This is a genomic window from Pseudomonas sp. Y24-6, assembly GCF_020295325.1.
Classification (GTDB): domain Bacteria; phylum Pseudomonadota; class Gammaproteobacteria; order Pseudomonadales; family Pseudomonadaceae; genus Aquipseudomonas; species Aquipseudomonas gregormendelii.
The window spans coordinates 194,300-211,138 of the sequence record NZ_JACBXG010000005.1; the positions used below are offsets into that span (position 1 = coordinate 194,300).

17 protein-coding genes and 1 pseudogene are annotated in these 16,839 nt (G+C 59.2%); 12 read left to right on the top strand and 6 right to left on the bottom strand.

The genetic code is table 11. The features are described 5' to 3' along the window. Positions 1-66: 66 nt before the first annotated feature. From metG to HYI44_RS11885, 8 genes and pseudogenes are all read left to right on the top strand, one after another. Positions 67-2,118, top strand: coding sequence for a methionine--tRNA ligase (gene metG, locus HYI44_RS11850; RefSeq protein ID WP_225569486.1), 2,052 nt, complete (start codon positions 67-69; stop codon positions 2,116-2,118). Between the two features lie 103 nt (positions 2,119-2,221). After that, entirely contained in the window at positions 2,222-2,791 is a 570-nt protein-coding gene (locus tag HYI44_RS11855) for an electron transport complex protein RnfA (protein ID WP_225569487.1), read from the top strand. Positions 2,792-2,808: 17 nt separating this feature from the next. Continuing rightward, positions 2,809-3,183, top strand: a pseudogene (gene rsxB / locus HYI44_RS29595) (electron transport complex subunit RsxB); the annotation flags it as partial. Positions 3,184-3,607: 424 nt separating this feature from the next. Then, a complete protein-coding gene (locus HYI44_RS11865; RefSeq protein WP_122840075.1) occupies positions 3,608-4,600 on the top strand; it encodes an RnfABCDGE type electron transport complex subunit D in 993 nt (330 codons plus the stop codon). Then, complete coding sequence (locus HYI44_RS11870; RefSeq protein ID WP_201146907.1) at positions 4,597-5,205, top strand: RnfABCDGE type electron transport complex subunit G; 609 nt, start codon at positions 4,597-4,599, stop codon at positions 5,203-5,205. Before HYI44_RS11865 ends, HYI44_RS11870 begins: the two co-directional genes overlap by 4 nt. After that, the gene (locus HYI44_RS11875; protein ID WP_201146908.1) at positions 5,202-5,708 is read left to right on the top strand and encodes an Rnf-Nqr domain containing protein; all 507 of its coding nucleotides are present in this window, start codon (positions 5,202-5,204) and stop codon (positions 5,706-5,708) included. The genes HYI44_RS11870 and HYI44_RS11875 overlap by 4 nt, the downstream gene beginning before the upstream one ends. A 24-nt stretch (positions 5,709-5,732) precedes the next feature. Next, positions 5,733-6,371: an endonuclease III gene (gene nth, locus HYI44_RS11880; RefSeq protein ID WP_045057998.1), complete on the top strand. Its 639-nt coding sequence runs from the start codon at positions 5,733-5,735 to the stop codon at positions 6,369-6,371. Positions 6,372-6,477: 106 nt separating this feature from the next. Beyond that, positions 6,478-6,657 carry a PA3496 family putative envelope integrity protein gene (locus HYI44_RS11885; protein ID WP_030128194.1) on the top strand — a complete coding sequence of 60 codons (180 nt, stop codon included), beginning with the start codon at positions 6,478-6,480 and terminating at the stop codon, positions 6,655-6,657. A gap of 65 nt (positions 6,658-6,722) precedes the next feature. Here HYI44_RS11885 and HYI44_RS11890 read toward each other — a convergent pair whose 3' ends face one another. The 3 genes from HYI44_RS11890 to HYI44_RS11900 all read right to left on the bottom strand — a co-directional run bounded on the left by HYI44_RS11890 (position 6,723) and on the right by HYI44_RS11900 (position 10,278). Next, complete coding sequence (locus HYI44_RS11890) at positions 6,723-7,349, bottom strand: response regulator transcription factor (RefSeq protein ID WP_122840072.1); 627 nt, start codon at positions 7,347-7,349, stop codon at positions 6,723-6,725. 664 nt (positions 7,350-8,013) lie between these two features. Further along, entirely contained in the window at positions 8,014-9,231 is a 1,218-nt protein-coding gene (locus HYI44_RS11895) for an argininosuccinate synthase (protein WP_008032151.1), read from the bottom strand. A 129-nt stretch (positions 9,232-9,360) separates the two neighbouring features. Then, a complete protein-coding gene (locus HYI44_RS11900) occupies positions 9,361-10,278 on the bottom strand; it encodes a flagellar protein MotY (RefSeq protein ID WP_122840071.1) in 918 nt (305 codons plus the stop codon). A gap of 159 nt (positions 10,279-10,437) precedes the next feature. Between HYI44_RS11900 and pyrC the strand changes: the two genes are divergently transcribed. Both pyrC and rnt read left to right on the top strand, forming a co-directional pair. Further along, complete coding sequence (pyrC, locus tag HYI44_RS11905) at positions 10,438-11,484, top strand: dihydroorotase (protein WP_225569488.1); 1,047 nt, start codon at positions 10,438-10,440, stop codon at positions 11,482-11,484. Next, positions 11,481-12,155, top strand: a complete 675-nt coding sequence (gene rnt, locus HYI44_RS11910) for a ribonuclease T (RefSeq protein ID WP_045058002.1) — start codon at positions 11,481-11,483, stop codon at positions 12,153-12,155. Before pyrC ends, rnt begins: the two co-directional genes overlap by 4 nt. 69 nt (positions 12,156-12,224) lie before the next feature. On the opposite strand, the gene HYI44_RS11915 is transcribed toward rnt, so the two are convergent. Then, complete coding sequence (locus HYI44_RS11915) at positions 12,225-12,827, bottom strand: peroxiredoxin (protein WP_017340570.1); 603 nt, start codon at positions 12,825-12,827, stop codon at positions 12,225-12,227. A gap of 302 nt (positions 12,828-13,129) precedes the next feature. On the opposite strand from HYI44_RS11915, the gene HYI44_RS11920 reads away from it, so the two are divergent. Further along, positions 13,130-13,348: a bacterioferritin-associated ferredoxin gene (locus tag HYI44_RS11920; RefSeq protein ID WP_008057530.1), complete on the top strand. Its 219-nt coding sequence runs from the start codon at positions 13,130-13,132 to the stop codon at positions 13,346-13,348. Positions 13,349-13,547: 199 nt separating this feature from the next. Continuing rightward, positions 13,548-14,021, top strand: a complete 474-nt coding sequence (gene bfr, locus HYI44_RS11925) for a bacterioferritin (protein WP_045058003.1) — start codon at positions 13,548-13,550, stop codon at positions 14,019-14,021. Between the two features lie 213 nt (positions 14,022-14,234). Here the strand turns inward: bfr and grxD are convergent, their stop codons facing one another. Together grxD and HYI44_RS11935 are read right to left on the bottom strand one after the other, a co-directional pair. After that, positions 14,235-14,576, bottom strand: a complete 342-nt coding sequence (gene grxD, locus HYI44_RS11930; RefSeq protein WP_122840070.1) for a Grx4 family monothiol glutaredoxin — start codon at positions 14,574-14,576, stop codon at positions 14,235-14,237. Between the two features lie 97 nt (positions 14,577-14,673). After that, positions 14,674-16,782, bottom strand: coding sequence for a molybdopterin oxidoreductase family protein (locus tag HYI44_RS11935; protein ID WP_225569489.1), 2,109 nt, complete (start codon positions 16,780-16,782; stop codon positions 14,674-14,676). Positions 16,783-16,839: the final 57 nt, after the last annotated feature.

Sequence of the window (16,839 nt, forward strand, 5' to 3'; positions counted from 1 at the left end):
GGGGTGAAAAATCTGCGCCAGCGCTTTATAGTGGCCGACCTCCGTTTCATCAAGTAGCCGAGCCCCATGTCCGAGCCACGCAAGATCCTCGTCACCAGCGCCCTGCCCTATGCCAATGGTTCGATCCATCTTGGCCACATGCTGGAATACATCCAGACTGATATGTGGGTGCGCTTCCAGAAGCACCGCGGCAACCAATGCATCTATGTCTGCGCCGACGACGCCCACGGTTCGGCCATCATGCTGCGCGCGGAAAAGGAAGGCATCACCCCGGAGCAACTGATCGCCAACGTCCAGGCTGAACACAGCGCCGACTTTGCCGAATTCCTGGTGGACTTCGACAACTTCCACTCCACTCACGCCGAAGAAAACCGTGAGCTGTCGAGCCAGATCTACTTGAAGCTGCGCGATGCCGGGCACATTGCCCAGCGCTCGATCACCCAGTATTTCGACCCGGAAAAGAAAATGTTCCTGGCCGATCGCTTCATCAAGGGCACCTGCCCTAAATGCGGCACTGAAGACCAGTACGGCGACAACTGTGAAAAATGCGGCGCGACGTACGCACCGACCGACCTGAAGGATCCGAAGTCGGCGATCTCTGGCGCCACCCCGGTGCTCAAGGATTCCCAGCACTTCTTCTTCAAGCTGCCGGACTTCCAGGACATGCTCCAGGCATGGACCCGCAGCGGTACGCTGCAGGACGCTGTGGCGAACAAGATCGCCGAATGGCTGGATGCAGGCCTGCAACAGTGGGACATTTCGCGCGACGCGCCGTACTTCGGGTTCGAAATCCCGGGTGAGCCAGGCAAGTATTTCTACGTCTGGCTGGACGCGCCAATCGGCTATATGGCCAGCTTCAAGAACCTCTGCGCCCGTCGTCCAGACCTGGACTTCGACGCGTTCTGGGCCAAGGACTCCACCGCCGAGCTGTACCACTTCATCGGCAAGGACATCGTCAACTTCCACGCCCTGTTCTGGCCAGCGATGCTTGAAGGCGCCGGTTTCCGTAAACCGACCGGCATCAACGTGCACGGCTACCTGACCGTCAACGGCCAGAAAATGTCCAAGTCCCGCGGGACCTTCGTCAAGGCCCGGACCTACCTGGACCACTTGTCACCGGAATACCTGCGGTACTACTACGCGGCCAAGCTGGGCCGTGGCGTCGATGACCTGGACCTGAACCTTGAAGACTTCGTGCAGAAGGTCAACTCCGACCTGGTGGGCAAGGTCGTCAACATCGCCAGTCGCTGTGCCGGCTTCATCCATAAAGGCAACGCCGGCGTGCTGGTGGCCGGCAACGCCGCGCCGGAACTGACCGACGCTTTCCTGGCTGCCGCACCGAGCATCGCCGAGGCCTACGAGGCTCGCGACTTTGCCCGCGCCATGCGCGAGATCATGGGCCTGGCGGACCGCGCCAACGCGTGGATCGCCGACAAGGCACCCTGGTCGCTGAACAAACAGGAAGGCAAGCAGGACGAAGTCCAGGCCATCTGCGCCCTGGGCATCAACCTGTTCCGCCAGCTGGTGATCTTCCTCAAGCCGGTACTGCCGTTGCTGGCCGCCGACGCCGAGGCGTTCCTGAACGTCGCGCCGCTGACCTGGAATGACCACGCGACCCTGCTCAGCAACCACCCGTTGAACGAGTTCAAGCCGTTGATGACTCGTATCGACCCGGTAAAAGTGCAAGCCATGACCGACGCCTCGAAAGAAGACCTGACCGCCAGCGCCACCGACACCGGCGAAGTTGCCCAGGTCGGTAACGGCGAGCTGACCAAGGATCCGTTGTCGCCGGAAATCGAGTTCGACGCCTTTGCCGCCGTCGACCTGCGCGTTGCGCTGATTCTCAAGGCCGAAGCCGTGGAAGGTGCCGACAAACTGCTGCGCCTGACCCTGGACATCGGCGATGAGCAGCGCAATGTGTTCTCCGGGATCAAGAGCGCTTATCCTGATCCGTCCAGGCTCAATGGTCGCCTGACCATGATGATCGCCAACCTCAAGCCACGAAAAATGAAGTTCGGTATCTCCGAAGGCATGGTGATGGCAGCGGGCCCAGGCGGTGAAGAGATTTACCTGCTCAGCCCGGACAGCGGCGCCAAGCCAGGTCAGCGCATCAAGTAAGGTTCGATCTGCTCGACCGATCCCACAGTCGTGCCCGGCATGACTGTGGGATTTTCATGTCTGGCCCATAATTACCCTTAGGAGCCTGCAACCCCGGACGATCATGAGCGAAATTATTCTTACGCTTGTCAGCGCAGCCCTGATCAACAATTTCGTGTTGCACTGGCCGCTGGGCGTCGATCCGCTGCTGGGGGCCGAGCGCCGCCAGGTGCATGCACTGGGCATCGCCACGACGAGCCTGATGCTGATCGCCGGCGTGCTCGCTCATGCGCTCCATCGGTGGCTGCTGGTGCCCCTGCAACTGACATCGCTGCAATTGCTGGTCTTCCTCCCGCTGAGCGTGCTGCTGATCAGTCCGGTGTTGAAGTTACTGTCTGCTGCATTGCCCCAGCTCTGCTTTGAACGACTATGGCCGCTGGTACTGGGCAACGCCTCCGTCCTGGGCCTGATGCTGCTCAACGCGCGGGACGATCTGGGTATGCTGCGCGCCACGGCCCTCAGCCTCGGCGCGGGCCTGGGCTTCTGGCTGGTGCTGAGCCTGTTCAGCGACTTGCGCCAACGTACACGTGATAATGATGTCCCCCTGCCCTGGCGCGGCCTGCCGATCGATCTGATAGGCGCCGGGCTGATCGCAGTGGCTTTTCTCGGATTCAGCGGACTGATCAAAACATGAGTCTGATTCAACGCATCGACGCCCTTCTGCCGCAGACCCAATGCGGCAAGTGCGGCCATCCAGGATGCAAACCCTACGCCGAAGGCATCGCCGCCGGCGAGCCGATCAACAAATGCCCGCCCGGGGGCGACGAGACCATCAGTGCGCTCGCCGAGCTGTTGAGGGTTCCGGTGCTGGAGCTGGATATCAGCCGTGGCTCGGCGCCGGCGCAAATCGCCTACATACGCGAAGCCGAGTGCATCGGTTGCACCAAGTGCATCCAGGCCTGCCCTGTCGATGCGATTGTCGGCGCGGCAAAATTGATGCACACCGTGATCATCGATGAGTGCACAGGGTGTGATCTGTGCGTCGCGCCCTGCCCGGTGGATTGCATCGAGATGCGGCCGCTGCCACTGAAAACGGTGGTGCCGGTCGTCGGTGGGCTGGCCGTAAGCCTTGAGGAACACCGCGCACGAGCCGTCAAACGTAACCACGCCCGCGGCCGCTTCGAACAGCGCAATGCGCGTTTGCAGCGCGAAGAACAACAGAGAGTCGCCGAGCGCCTGGCCCGGGCGCAGCAGGCCGTACCCAAGGCTGAGGAGATTGCGCAGGATCCAGTCCGGGCCGCCCTCGAACGGGTTCGCGCGCAGAAGGCCGCAGGCGCTGACGCGGCGTTGAAAAAGGCCAAGATTGAAGTGGCCATGAGCCGCGCCCAACTGAACAAATCACTTAAGGCGTTCGGGCATCCCCCAACCTTCGACCAGCAATCGCAGTTGATCGTACTGCAACAGCAATTCGAAGCCGCCGAGCAGGCCTTGGCGAAACTGGTGCACGCCCATGCCTCCCCTTGAGCCGGTCGATGAGCGCTTGCAACAGGCGATGAAGCTGGTGCTGTTGGCGCTGCTGCCCGGTATGGCAGTGATGTTCTGGCTGAACGGCTGGGGCATGCTGATCAATCTGCTTCTGGCGGGTATTACCGCCCTGGCCACCGAAGCGTTGGTGCTGCAATTGCGCAAGCGCCCGTTGTGGCCAACCTTGCAAGACGGCAGCGCGCTCGTCACGGCGACACTCCTCGCGCTAGCCCTGCCTGCGTATTGCCCTTGGTGGGTGACTGTCAGCGCCGCCCTCTGCGCGATGGCATTCGGCAAGCACCTGTACGGCGGCGTCGGCAGTAATCCCTTCAACCCGGCGATGCTCGGTTTCGCCTTGGTGATGGTGAGTTTCCCGCAACAGCTGACGCATTGGCCGGTGTCCCATGGCATGGACCTGTTGAAGGGCCTGCAGCACGTCTTCGGTTTTGGCGTGGATCAGGCGCCGGACGCCTGGGCCCAAGCCACTGCGCTGGACAGCCTGCGCATCAATAAAAGCCTGACCATGGACGAGCTGTTCACGGCCAATCCGGCGTTCGGCCGCTATGGTGGCCACGGCGTGGAATGGGTCAACCTGGCGTTTCTCGCCGGGGGCGTTTTTTTGCTGCAGCGCCGGGTGTTCACCTGGCATGCGCCGGCCGGGATGCTGTCCAGCCTGTTCGTCATCAGCCTGCTGTGCTGGAACGGCTCGGGCTCCGATTCCAATGGCTCGCCGCTGTTTCACCTGTTGACCGGCGCGAGCATGCTGGGCGCGTTTTTCATCGCCACCGAACCGGTGTCCGGGCCCAGGACCCCGGGTGCGCGCCTGCTGTTCGGCGCGGGCGTGGGGCTGCTGACCTACGTGATTCGCACCTGGGGTGGCTATCCTGATGGGGTGGCGTTTGCCGTGCTGCTGATGAATCTGGGCGTACCCGCGCTGGACCGACTGGTGGCGTCGCGGCAGGAAAGGCTTGCGCCATGAATCGAACCACGAGCATTGCGACCCTGGCGTTACTGGCGGTGCTGGGCACCGGCGTGACCTGGTTCGTCCAGCATACGGCCGCACCGCGTATTGCCGAGCAACAACGCCTGCTCGACAGTCGTCACTTGCTCGACATGCTCGCGCCTGACAGCTATGACAATCAGCCACTGGAGCAACCGCTTAGCCTCGCCGACGTCAAGCTGGCCCATAGCACCCTGCTCGGCGGCTACCGCGCGACGCGATCCGGAAAGGTCATTGCCTTGTTACTGCGCAGCCAGACCCTGGGTTATGCGGGCAGCATTGACTTGATGATCGCCATCGGTCCCGACGGCAGGCTGCTGGCAGTCAAGACCCTCAAGCACTCGGAAACTCAGGGGCTCGGCGCTCATATCGCCGACTCGCCGCAGGGCTGGCTCCAGGTGTTTGCCGGCCGGTCACGCGCCGATCCGGTCGACGCGGGATGGGCGCTGAAAAAGGATCAGGGGCAGTTCGACCAGATTGCCGGCGCAACCATCACCTCACGGGCGGCGATCAATGCCATCCATGACGCGTTACGCTATTTCGACGAACATCGGCAGGCCTTGATTGGAGGTAGTGACGAATGACCAGGTCATCCTTGCCAGGCGCTCTGATGCTGACACCGTTGATCGGTGCCACGTATTCGTGGATGCCCGCGCTGGGCGTATGGCTGATGTCCGTTGTCGTCTTCAGCGCGTTCGGCTTGGCCATGGCGGGGCTGCGCCTGCGGCTGACGCCCGCAAGCCGCCTGGTTGCCGCAGTGATCCTCGCGGCAACGTTCACCAGTTGCCTGCAACTGGCCCTGCAAGCTATGGCCTTGCAGTGGCACCAGCAACTGGGACTTTACTCAGGACTGATTGCCTTGCAATGCGTGGTGCTCGAATACAGTGGATTTCATCAGCGCCCAGTGATTGATCGCCTGCGCCTGGCCGCAATATTTGGCGTACTGATGGTAGGCCTGGGCCTGTTGCGCCAGCTGCTTGGCGACAGCGGGCTGCGCCTGGCCACGCTGGCCCCGGGAGGGTTCATTGTGCTCGGACTGCTGATCGCTGCACGGCAAGCCTGGGCGCGCCCCATCTCATCGAATTGACTCCTGCGAGGAAACGCACTTCACATGAATGCCGCAAAACGTCTGGAAATTTTCCGCAGGCTGCATGAAGACAACCCGGAACCGAAAACCGAGCTTGCCTACTCTTCTGCGTTCGAACTGCTGATCGCGGTAATCCTCTCGGCGCAGTCAACCGACGTAGGCGTCAACAAAGCCACGGCCAGGCTTTACCCGGTCGCCAATACGCCGGCAGCTATTCATGCGCTGGGGATCGAGGGTCTGTCGGAGTACATCAAGACCATCGGCCTGTTCAACAGCAAGGCGAAGAATGTCATCGAGACCTGTCGCCTGTTGGTGGAACGCCATGGCGGTGAAGTGCCGCAAACCCGCGAAGAACTGGAAGCGCTGCCGGGCGTGGGTCGCAAAACAGCCAATGTGGTCCTCAACACCGCATTTCGGCAATTGACCATGGCCGTGGACACTCACATTTTCCGGGTGAGCAACCGAACGGGTATTGCGCCAGGCAAGAACGTGGTGGAGGTCGAGACCAAGTTGATGAAGTTTGTGCCCAAGCAATTCTTGCTGGATTCCCACCACTGGCTGATCCTCCACGGGCGCTATGTGTGCCTGGCCCGCAAGCCGCGGTGTGGCAGTTGCCGCATCGAAGACCTGTGCGAATACAAGCACAAGACTTCGGACGATTGAGTGACTATTAGGTTTCTTTATCAACCGATTGAAAAAATCTTTTTTACCCGCTGGGAGATTATCGATATAAGAGGCGCCAAAGGCATCTTTAGCCTGGAGTTAACCTATGAGCACTGGCAAAGAGCAATTGGACGTCGAAGACGATTTTACTCCCGTGGAGGCTGATGACGCCGAACCGGTGGTGGAAGTGGCAAAGACCAACCTGAGCAAGCGCCGCACCATCGATAATATGTTGGAGGAGCGCCGACTGCAAAAGCAGTTGGCCGATTACGATTTTGACTTGTGAAACCTGAAAGCCTCCCGAAACGGAGGCTTTTTACTGTGTGTGAAGCATGATCAGCGCCTGCGCCTTCACACCAGGCCATTGCGTTGAGCCAACTCGATCAGGTCGACGAGGGAGCGTGCATTGAGTTTAAGCAGCAAGCGGGTTTTGTAAGTGCTGACGGTCTTGTTGCTAAGGAACATGCCGTCGGCAATTTCCTTGTTGGTTTTTCCTCTTGCCAATTGTTGCAAGACCATCATCTCGCGCCCCGACAGCCGATCCACCATATCGGCTTCACTGGCATTGCCCAGACTGGAGCGTACTGTATGCAGCGCCTGATTGGGAAAGTAACTGTAGCCCGACAGCACCGCTTTGATCGCACTTAACAACTCTGTGAGATCCTGTTGTTTGCAGACATACCCGGCAGCGCCCAACTGCATGCAACGCATGGAAAAACGCCCCGGTGCCTGTGATGTCAATATCAGTACTTTCATCGGCATCGCAGAAGATACCAGACGCGCAATGACTTCCAACCCGTCCAACTTCGGTATCCCAATATCCAGAATGACAATGTCCGGCGTATAATCGCGGGCATGTTGCAATGCGTCTACACCATTATCGGTCTCTGCAACGACTTCGTAGCCATGACGTTCCATCAGCAAACGCACCGCAAGACGAATGACGGGGTGATCATCCACGATCAGCACTTTATTCATGGGCAAGTCCAATTTCGCTGTTCGAATTTTTAGAACCAGCACAATAGCCTAGTCGTTTCACCCTTGGCACGGTGCGTCCCCCGCGCGCCTTCACCAAGAGACATACCCTACAAAACATAAGGAAAATTCCTACAAAAATCCTTGAACTGAGCGAACCAGAGTGAGGGTACTGACCGCCAAAATCCGTTTGCCCGGTTTTTTTGTATCGGAATGCGAGATCGGGGATTTATTACAATTCCAGATATTTATGTATTCGGCACGACCTATCAGATCAGCACCCACCATAAAACAAATGAAGTAACCACGATAGAGGCGCAACAGTGAGCAATAATTACCAAACAAAGCCTTAATCGATCATGGTGAAAAGCAGGCACATTAAACCAACAACTTTGGACGCATATCATGGACCGTCCAACACTCACAACTTTCAAACCATCTGCTAAGTAAACATACAATCAAACAAGTAAGAACCATGGGCAGAATCAAGCAAAAACCAACCAACCCCATGTCAATAATTGCGATATTCGCAACCTTATCTGAAGCCTGCCAAGGCGGGACGCCAGTGAACACACGCAAACCAACGCGCACCGCCGATGGCAGGCACGAATCACAAAAAAAAAGGCCTTGTCGATGACAAGGCCTTTCATTCATTGGCTCACAGGGCTCAGAACAGCTTGCGGCCCTTGTTCGCGGCAATGCGCATGCGCAACGCGTTGAGCTTGATAAAGCCCGCTGCGTCCGCCTGGTTGTAGGCTCCGCCGTCTTCTTCGAACGTTGCGATATTGGCATCGAACAAGGATTCGTCAGACTTGCGACCGGTGACGATCACGTTGCCCTTGTACAGCTTCAGGCGCACAACACCATTCACGTGGGCCTGGGATGCGTCGATCATCTGTTGCAGCATCAGACGCTCAGGGCTCCACCAATAACCGGTGTAGATCAGGCTGGCGTATTTAGGCATCAGCTCGTCTTTGAGGTGAGCCACTTCACGGTCCAGGGTGATCGATTCGATCGCCCGGTGGGCGCGCAGCATGATAGTGCCGCCTGGGGTCTCGTAACAGCCACGGGACTTCATGCCCACGTAGCGGTTCTCGACGATGTCCAGACGACCGATGCCGTGTTCGCCACCGATTCGGTTGAGGGTCGCCAGCACGGTGGCCGGGGTCATCTCGACGCCGTCCAGCGCGACGATGTCGCCGTTGCGGTAGGTCAGTTCCAGGTATTGCGCCTTGTCTGGAGCCTTCTCCGGGGAGACGGTCCATTTCCACATGTCTTCTTCGTGCTCGGTCCAGGTGTCTTCCAGCACGCCGCCTTCATAGGAGATGTGCAGCAGGTTGGCATCCATCGAGTACGGGGACTTCTTCTTGCCGTGACGCTCGATCGGAATCGCGTGCTTCTCGGCGTAATCCATCAGTTTTTCACGGGACAGCAGGTCCCACTCGCGCCACGGAGCGATCACTTTCACACCAGGCTTCAAGGCATACGCGCCCAGTTCGAAACGAACCTGGTCGTTACCTTTACCGGTGGCACCGTGGGAAATGGCGTCAGCGCCGGTTTCGTTGGCGATTTCGATCAGGCGCTTGGCGATCAACGGACGAGCGATGGAAGTACCCAGCAGGTACTCGCCTTCGTAAACGGTGTTGGCGCGGAACATCGGGAAAACGAAATCGCGCACGAACTCTTCGCGCAAGTCGTCGATGTAGATCTCTTTGACGCCCATGGCCTGAGCCTTGGCGCGTGCAGGTTCGACCTCTTCGCCCTGACCCAGGTCAGCGGTGAAAGTCACCACTTCACAGTTATAAGTATCCTGCAGCCACTTGAGGATCACCGAAGTGTCCAGGCCGCCGGAATACGCCAGAACGACCTTGTTTACGTCCGCCATGCCATCACTCCACGGGGTTCTACGGAAAGCCGACGAGTCTACCGGTCATGCGCGTTAATTTACAGAGGCGCGACAGCTTATGACGACGAAGCGACAGATTCTGTCGAGAGCGCGACGATGACCCGCCGGTCAGGAAGTTGCAGGCGCGGCACCGGGGCCGTTGGTCTGCGGGGCGACCTGAGGGGTGGCCTTGTCTGCAGCCACGCGCTCCAGACGCACGGCCACCCGCCGGTTCTTCGCCCGGTTGGCGGCGCTGGTATTGGGTGCCAGCGGATACCGCTCGCCGTGGAAACGCAGGGTTACCTGCGATTCCAGGATGCCATTGGCCTTGAAGAATTCCATCACCGCCAGCGCTCGACGACGAGACAGGTCACGGTTGGTCAGGCGGTTGCCGCTGTTGTCGGAGTGCCCATCGAGTTCGATGTGATTGACCGTTGCATCGGCCTTCATGTACTCCAGCATCACTTGTAACTGAGCCTTGGCGCGGGCGTCGAGGTCCAGGCTTTCACCGGGAAAACCGATCTGTGACTGCCTCACCTGCTCAAAATTCTTCGGCAACAGCTTCGCTACGCAGCCTTGGTACTCATTGAACGCCTGACTGAACCTGACAGGTAACAGGCGCACTTCCGACACTCGCCCATCGCCTGACGAATGCCGGATCACCGGGCTGCGGCCGTCGAGCAAGCCGCTGATCAAGCGGCCGGCCTGGACCTGGGAAGTATTAAAAAGCACGTTGCCACTGCCGATATGCACCGAGCCCAGGTTGATGTCGCCACGTCCCGGCTGCCAGGGAGCCGCAGCGGCCAGCAGCGTCGCCGACCCGCCGCCGATCATCGCGTTGTAGGCCGTCAGGCGGAACACCGCCTGCTCGCCCGCGCGGCGGACGAACTCGCCCGCACCGAAGTCAGTGATGGGCTGGGCCAGACGGCATTCGAACTTGTCGCCGGCGACCGTCCACTCGGTGTTCTCCAGGCGGGTCTGGAAAGTCAACGCCATCGCGGGGACGCTGGTAAACACACTGAGCAAGGCTAAATAACGCTGGCGCACGGGAGGCTCCACTGGCTTCGACAACTGAAAGACGGACGCCGACTTGTTTACGGCGTACCTGTTGGATATCGGAAGGTTGTCGCAAAACTTGATAGCGAGTGCCTGGAAGAGTCTTTTCCGGTAGCATTCCCCTCAGTTTGACCCGCCTGGAATCCCCTCATGTCCGACCGCCTGACCCTGCTGCGTCCCGACGACTGGCACATTCATCTTCGCGATGGTGCCGTGTTGACCAATACCGTCGCGGATGTCGCGCGCACCTTTGGCCGCGCCATCATCATGCCCAACCTGGTACCTCCGGTGCGCAATGCGGCTGAAGCCGATGGCTATCGCCAGCGGATCCTCGCCGCGCGCCCATCCGGCAGCCAGTTCGAACCGCTGATGGTGCTGTACCTGACCGACCGCACCCAGCCTGAAGAAATTCGCGAGGCCAAGGCCACTGGATTCGTGCACGCCGCCAAGCTGTATCCGGCCGGTGCCACCACCAACTCGGACTCTGGCGTCACCAGCATCGACAAGATCTTCCCGGCAATCGAGGCCATGGCCGAAGTCGGTATGCCCTTGCTGATCCATGGTGAAGTCACCCGTGGCGATGTCGACGTTTTCGATCGGGAGAAAATCTTCATCGACGAGCACATGCGTCGAGTGGTCGAGCGTTTCCCGACCCTCAAGGTGGTGTTCGAACACATCACCACCAAAGACGCCGTGCAGTTCGTCAACGAGGCCTCCGCCAACGTCGGCGCAACCATCACCGCGCATCACTTGCTGTACAACCGCAATCACATGCTGGTGGGCGGGATTCGGCCGCACTTCTACTGCCTGCCGATCCTCAAGCGCAATACCCACCAGGAAGCCCTGCTCGACGCCGCCACCAGCGGCAGTGCCAAGTTCTTCCTGGGTACCGATTCGGCGCCGCACGCCCAGCACGCTAAAGAAGCCGCCTGCGGTTGTGCCGGTTGCTACACCGCTTACGCGGCAATCGAGATGTACGCCGAGGCATTTGAACAACGCAACGCGCTGGACAAGCTCGAAGCTTTCGCCAGCCTCAACGGCCCGCGCTTTTACGGCCTGCCGGCGAACACCGATCGCATCACCCTGGTCCGCGAGGAGTGGACCGCCCCTACCAGCCTGCCATTTGGCGAGCTGACCGTTATCCCGCTGCGCGCCGGTGAAAAACTGCGCTGGCGCCTGCTGGAGGAACACGCGTGAGTGAAGACCATTACGACGACGAACAGGAAGGTCAAGGCGGCGGTGGTTCACGCCACCCGATGGCTGCCCGCTTCCGTGGGTACCTGCCAGTCGTTGTCGACGTTGAAACCGGTGGTTTCAACTCTGCCACTGACGCCCTGCTGGAAATCGCCGCCACCACGATTGCCATGGATGAAAAAGGCTTCGTGTATCCGGACCATACCTACTTCTTCCGTGTAGAGCCTTTTGAAGGGGCGAACATTGAAGCGGCGGCACTGGAGTTCACCGGTATCAAGCTCGATCACCCGCTGCGCATGGCGGTGAGCGAAGAAGCTGCACTGACTGATATTTTCCGCGGCATCCGCAAGGCACTCAAAGCCAACGGTTGCAAGCGCGCGATCCTGGTCGGCCACAACAGCAGCTTCGACCTGGGCTTCCTCAACGCAGCCGTTGCGCGCCTGGACATGAAACGTAACCCGTTTCATCCGTTCTCCAGCTTCGATACCGCAACCCTCGCCGGTCTCGCCTACGGTCAGACCGTACTGGCCAAGGCTTGCCAGGCCGCCGACATCGATTTTGACGGTCGTGAGGCGCACTCGGCTCGCTACGACACCGAGAAAACCGCTGAGCTGTTCTGCGGCATCGTCAATCGCTGGAAGCAGATGGGCGGCTGGGAAGATTTCAACGACTGACGCAGTCGGTTTATCCCACCCATAAAAAAACCGGCCGCAATGGCCGGTTTTTTTTGCCTCGAATGCACCTTACAGGGCAGCAGCATTCTCGGTCAGGTAAGCAGCAACGCCTTCAGTCGAAGCCGTCATGCCCTTGTCGCCTTTCTTCCAGTTGGCAGGGCAGACTTCGCCGTGCTCTTCGTGGAATTGCAGAGCGTCGACCAGACGGATCAGCTCTTCCATGTTACGGCCCAGCGGCAGGTCATTGATGATCTGCGAACGGACAACGCCTTTGTCGTCGATCAGGAACGCGCCACGGAAAGCCACGCCGCCTTCGGACTCAACGTCGTAGGCCTTGGCGATTTCGTGCTTCATGTCGGCAGCCATGGTGTAGCGAACCTGGCCGATACCGCCATTGTTCACCGGGGTGTTGCGCCATGCGTTGTGAGTGAAGTGCGAGTCGATCGACACTGCGATCACTTCGACGTTGCGTGCCTTGAAGTCAGACATGCGATTGTCCAGAGCGATCAGTTCGGACGGGCAAACGAAAGTGAAGTCCAGCGGGTAGAAGAACACCAGGCCGTATTTGCCTTTGATGGCCGAGGACAGGGTGAAGCTGTCTACGATTTCGCCATTGCCGAGTACGGCCGGTACGGTGAAGTCAGGGGCTTGCTTGCCTACGAGTACGCTCATTGATATCTCCTGGTGTAGAAACGTGAAGTTCCGGGTCGGTGCCAGCCTGCCACCTTCAGGCGACAGCCCTGTGACACGAACCCGCTTCATAAGGACCGGCCATCATACACTGGGTTTTTAACCTGTCCCCAACGGATTTCCCGAGCGCCACAAAATATCGTGGCCGATGATTTCGTTAGTCTGAACCGTTCGTCAGAGACAAGCCCTTATAACGAGATGCTTCCATAAACCACTTTGACAATCATTCTCGTTAACATTAAGATCCACCGCAATTGAGTCACAACCAGCGACGGTTCTCACTTATGTATGTCTGCCTCTGCACTGGCGTCACCGACGGTCAAATCCGCGATGCAATCTATGAAGGTTGCTGCAGCTACAAGGAAGTCCGTCAGGCTACCGGCGTAGCCAGCCAATGCGGTAAATGCGCCTGCCTTGCCAAGGAAGTGGTGCGTGAAACCCTGACCAAGCTGCAAACCGCCCAGGCGGCGATCCCCTTCCCGGTAGAATTTACTGCCGCTTAAATACCCTATTTCAAACAACCGGACTTCATGTCCGGTTTTTTTATGCCTTTAAATCAATTGCTTAGACGCTAGACGCGGAACACAAACATTCTTATTCCGATTAATTTTCACTTAACTTTCAATAACTTAGGTTTGACACTCTTAGTTGAGCGGCTCAAACTCTGCCTTATAGACAGTTAATACAGGGCAGGACCCCATCATGAAAGGCGACATCACAGTCATCCAGCATCTCAACAAGATCCTTGCCAATGAGCTGGTCGCGATCAATCAATATTTTCTGCATGCGCGCATGTACGAAGATTGGGGCCTGAACAAGCTCGGCAAGCATGAGTACAAAGAATCCATCGATGAGATGAAGCACGCCGACAAGCTCATCAAGCGTATTCTGTTCCTGGAAGGCCTGCCGAACGTCCAGGACCTGGGCAAGCTGCAGATCGGCGAACACACCCGGGAAATGCTCGAGTGTGACCTGCGCATCGAACGCACCGGGCATGCCGACCTCAAGGTGGCCATCGCGCATTGCGAAACCGTTGCCGACTTCGGTAGCCGCGAACTGCTTGAAGACATTCTTGAATCCGAAGAAGAACATATCGACTGGCTGGAAACGCAGTTGGGCCTGATCGACAAGATTGGTCTTGAGAACTACCTGCAGTCGCAGATGGGCGAAGAGTAATAGCACTGTAGGAGCTGTCGAGTGCAACGAGGCTGCGATCTTGCCGATGGCAACCTCAAACTCGACCTCGACCTCGACACAGCTTATCAACCGCAATAAAAAGCCCCGCTCCTCTTCCGAGGGCGGGGCTTTTTAGTTGCCGGAAATCACGAGATCGCAGCCTCGTTACACCCGACAGCTCCTACACAGCTCCTACAGCGGAGCCAATCGTTTTCAGGCTTCGGTCTTGGTCGCAGCAGCCGCTTCGACAGCAGCCTTGATCGTGGTCTGCAACGAACCGTCAGCAGCCATCTCGGTCATGATGTCGCTACCGCCGACCAGCTCACCACCGACCCACAGTTGCGGGAAAGTTGGCCAGTTGGCGTATTTTGGCAGGTTGGCGCGAATTTCCGGGTTCTGCAGGATGTCCACGTAAGCGAACTTTTCACCGCACGCCATCACGGCCTGCGCAGCTTTTGCGGAGAAGCCGCACTGCGGGGCATTCGGCGAACCTTTCATGTAAAGCAGAATGGTGTTGTTAGCAATCTGCTCTTTAATCGTTTCGATGATATCCATGGAGCACCTCGGCTGAACTTTCCGACTCAAGGGTCGGCACGGTGGCGCATTGTAACGGAAACCTGAGCGCCATGCTCGGTCTCCCCGACAGACACGATCACGCCGCCGCCACCGTCACTGGCACGCCGTTCAACGCCGCGTTACCTGAAAGTTCGTCGAGCTGGCATTCATCAGTCAGGTCATTGGCGCTCGAGCCAGGCTGGCCACTGGCGATGGTCATCTGCACGCCGGGGCGGGCATGGCCCCAACCGTGAGGCAAGCTGACCACACCTTGCATCATGTCCAGGCTCGCCACCACCTCGACTTCAATCACCCCTACCCGCGAACTCACCCGCACCCGCTGCCCATCGACCAGCCCGCGCTTGCTCAGGTCTTCAGGGTGCATCAGCAACTGATGGCGCGGTTTGCCTTTCACCAGCCGGTGATAGTTATGCATCCAGGAGTTGTTGCTGCGCACATGACGGCGGCCAATCATCAACAGCTCATCGGCAGCCGGCGCCTGCAGGGCAGCGAAACGTGTCAGGTCAGCGAGGATCACCGGCGGCGCCGCCTGAAGTCGCTGGTTGGCGGTTTTCAGGCGCTGCGCCAGATTGGGTTTCAAAGCGCCCAGGTCGACGCCATGGGGGTGATCGAACAAGGTCGCCAATGACAACTTGTACTCGGAAGCGTCGCCATAGGCGCCCATGCGCAGGCCAAGGTCGATCATCTGCGCGGGCGCAATCGTCGGTTTGAGCGCCTTGCCGGTCCTGGCGGCAAAGGCCTGGGCCAGCCCCACGAAAATCTCCCAGTCGTGCAGCGCGCCTTCAGGCTTGGCGAGGATCGCCCGGTTGAAGCGGCTGACGTTACGCACCGCGAACAGGTTGAACGTGGTGTCGTAGTGATCGTTCTCCAGCGCCGAGGTCGACGGCAGAATCAGGTCGGCGTAACGCGTGGTCTCATTGATGTACAGGTCGATACTGACCATGAACTCCAGGCCATCCAGCGCCTGCTCCAGCTGGCGCCCGTTGGGCGTAGACAATACCGGGTTGCCGGCCACGGTAATCAGCGCCCGCACCTGCCCTTCGCCCTCGGTGAGCATTTCCTCGGCCAGCGCCGAGACTGGCAGCTCGCCAGCATATTCCGGCCGCCCGGATACGCGGCTCTGCCACAAATTGAAATGCCCGCCGGAAGTCGACGCCACCAGGTCCACTGCGGGCTCGGTGCACAGCGCCCCACCCACCCGATCAAGGTTGCCGGTGACCAGGTTGATCAATTGCACCAGCCAATGGCACAGCGTGCCGAAGGCCTGGGTCGACACCCCCATGCGTCCGTAGCACACCGCCGTAGGCGCGCGGGCGAAATCACGGGCCAGCTGGCGGATGGACTCGGCCGGCACCGCGCACAGCGGGCTCATGGTCTCGGCCGTGAAAGGCGCAACGGCCGCACGCACTTTGTCCAGGCCATCCACCGGGAGGTGACTGCCCTTGGCCAGGTCCTCAGCGAACAAGGTGTTGAGCAGACCAAACAGTAGCGCGGCATCGCCGCCGGGACGCACGAACAGATGCTGGTCGGCGATCGCCGCCGTTTCACTGCGCCGCGGATCGACCACCACCACTTTACCGCCCCGGGCCTGAATGGCCTTCAAGCGTTTTTCCACGTCCGGCACGGTCATGATGCTGCCGTTGGAGGCCAGGGGATTACCGCCCAGGATCAGCATGAAGTCGGTGTGATCGATATCCGGGATCGGCAGCAGCAAACCGTGGCCGTACATCAGGTGACTGGTCAGGTGATGGGGTAACTGGTCGACCGAGGTCGCGGAAAAGCGGTTACGGGTTTTCAGCAGACCGAGGAAGTAATTGCTGTGGGTCATCAGCCCGTAGTTATGCACGCTGGGGTTACCTTGGTAGACGGCCACCGAATTTTGTCCGTGACGCTCCTGAATCTGCGCCAGGCGCTCGGCCACCAGGCTGAACGCCGCCTCCCACTCGATCGGCTGCCATTCACTGCCCACTCGAAGCATCGGCCGATGCAGGCGATCCGGATCATTCTGGATATCCTGCAGGGCCACCGCCTTGGGGCAGATGTGACCGCGACTGAACGTATCCTGGGCATCACCCTTGATCGAAGTGATTTGCACGCCCGCGCCTTCAACTTCAGTGGTTTCGATGGTGAGGCCGCAGATGGCCTCGCACAGGTGGCACGCACGGTGGTGGAGAGTCTTGGTCATGGCCAGTCTCTGTCTTGTTCTGGGCGGGCAATAGCGACCGCGGGAACAAAACTATGG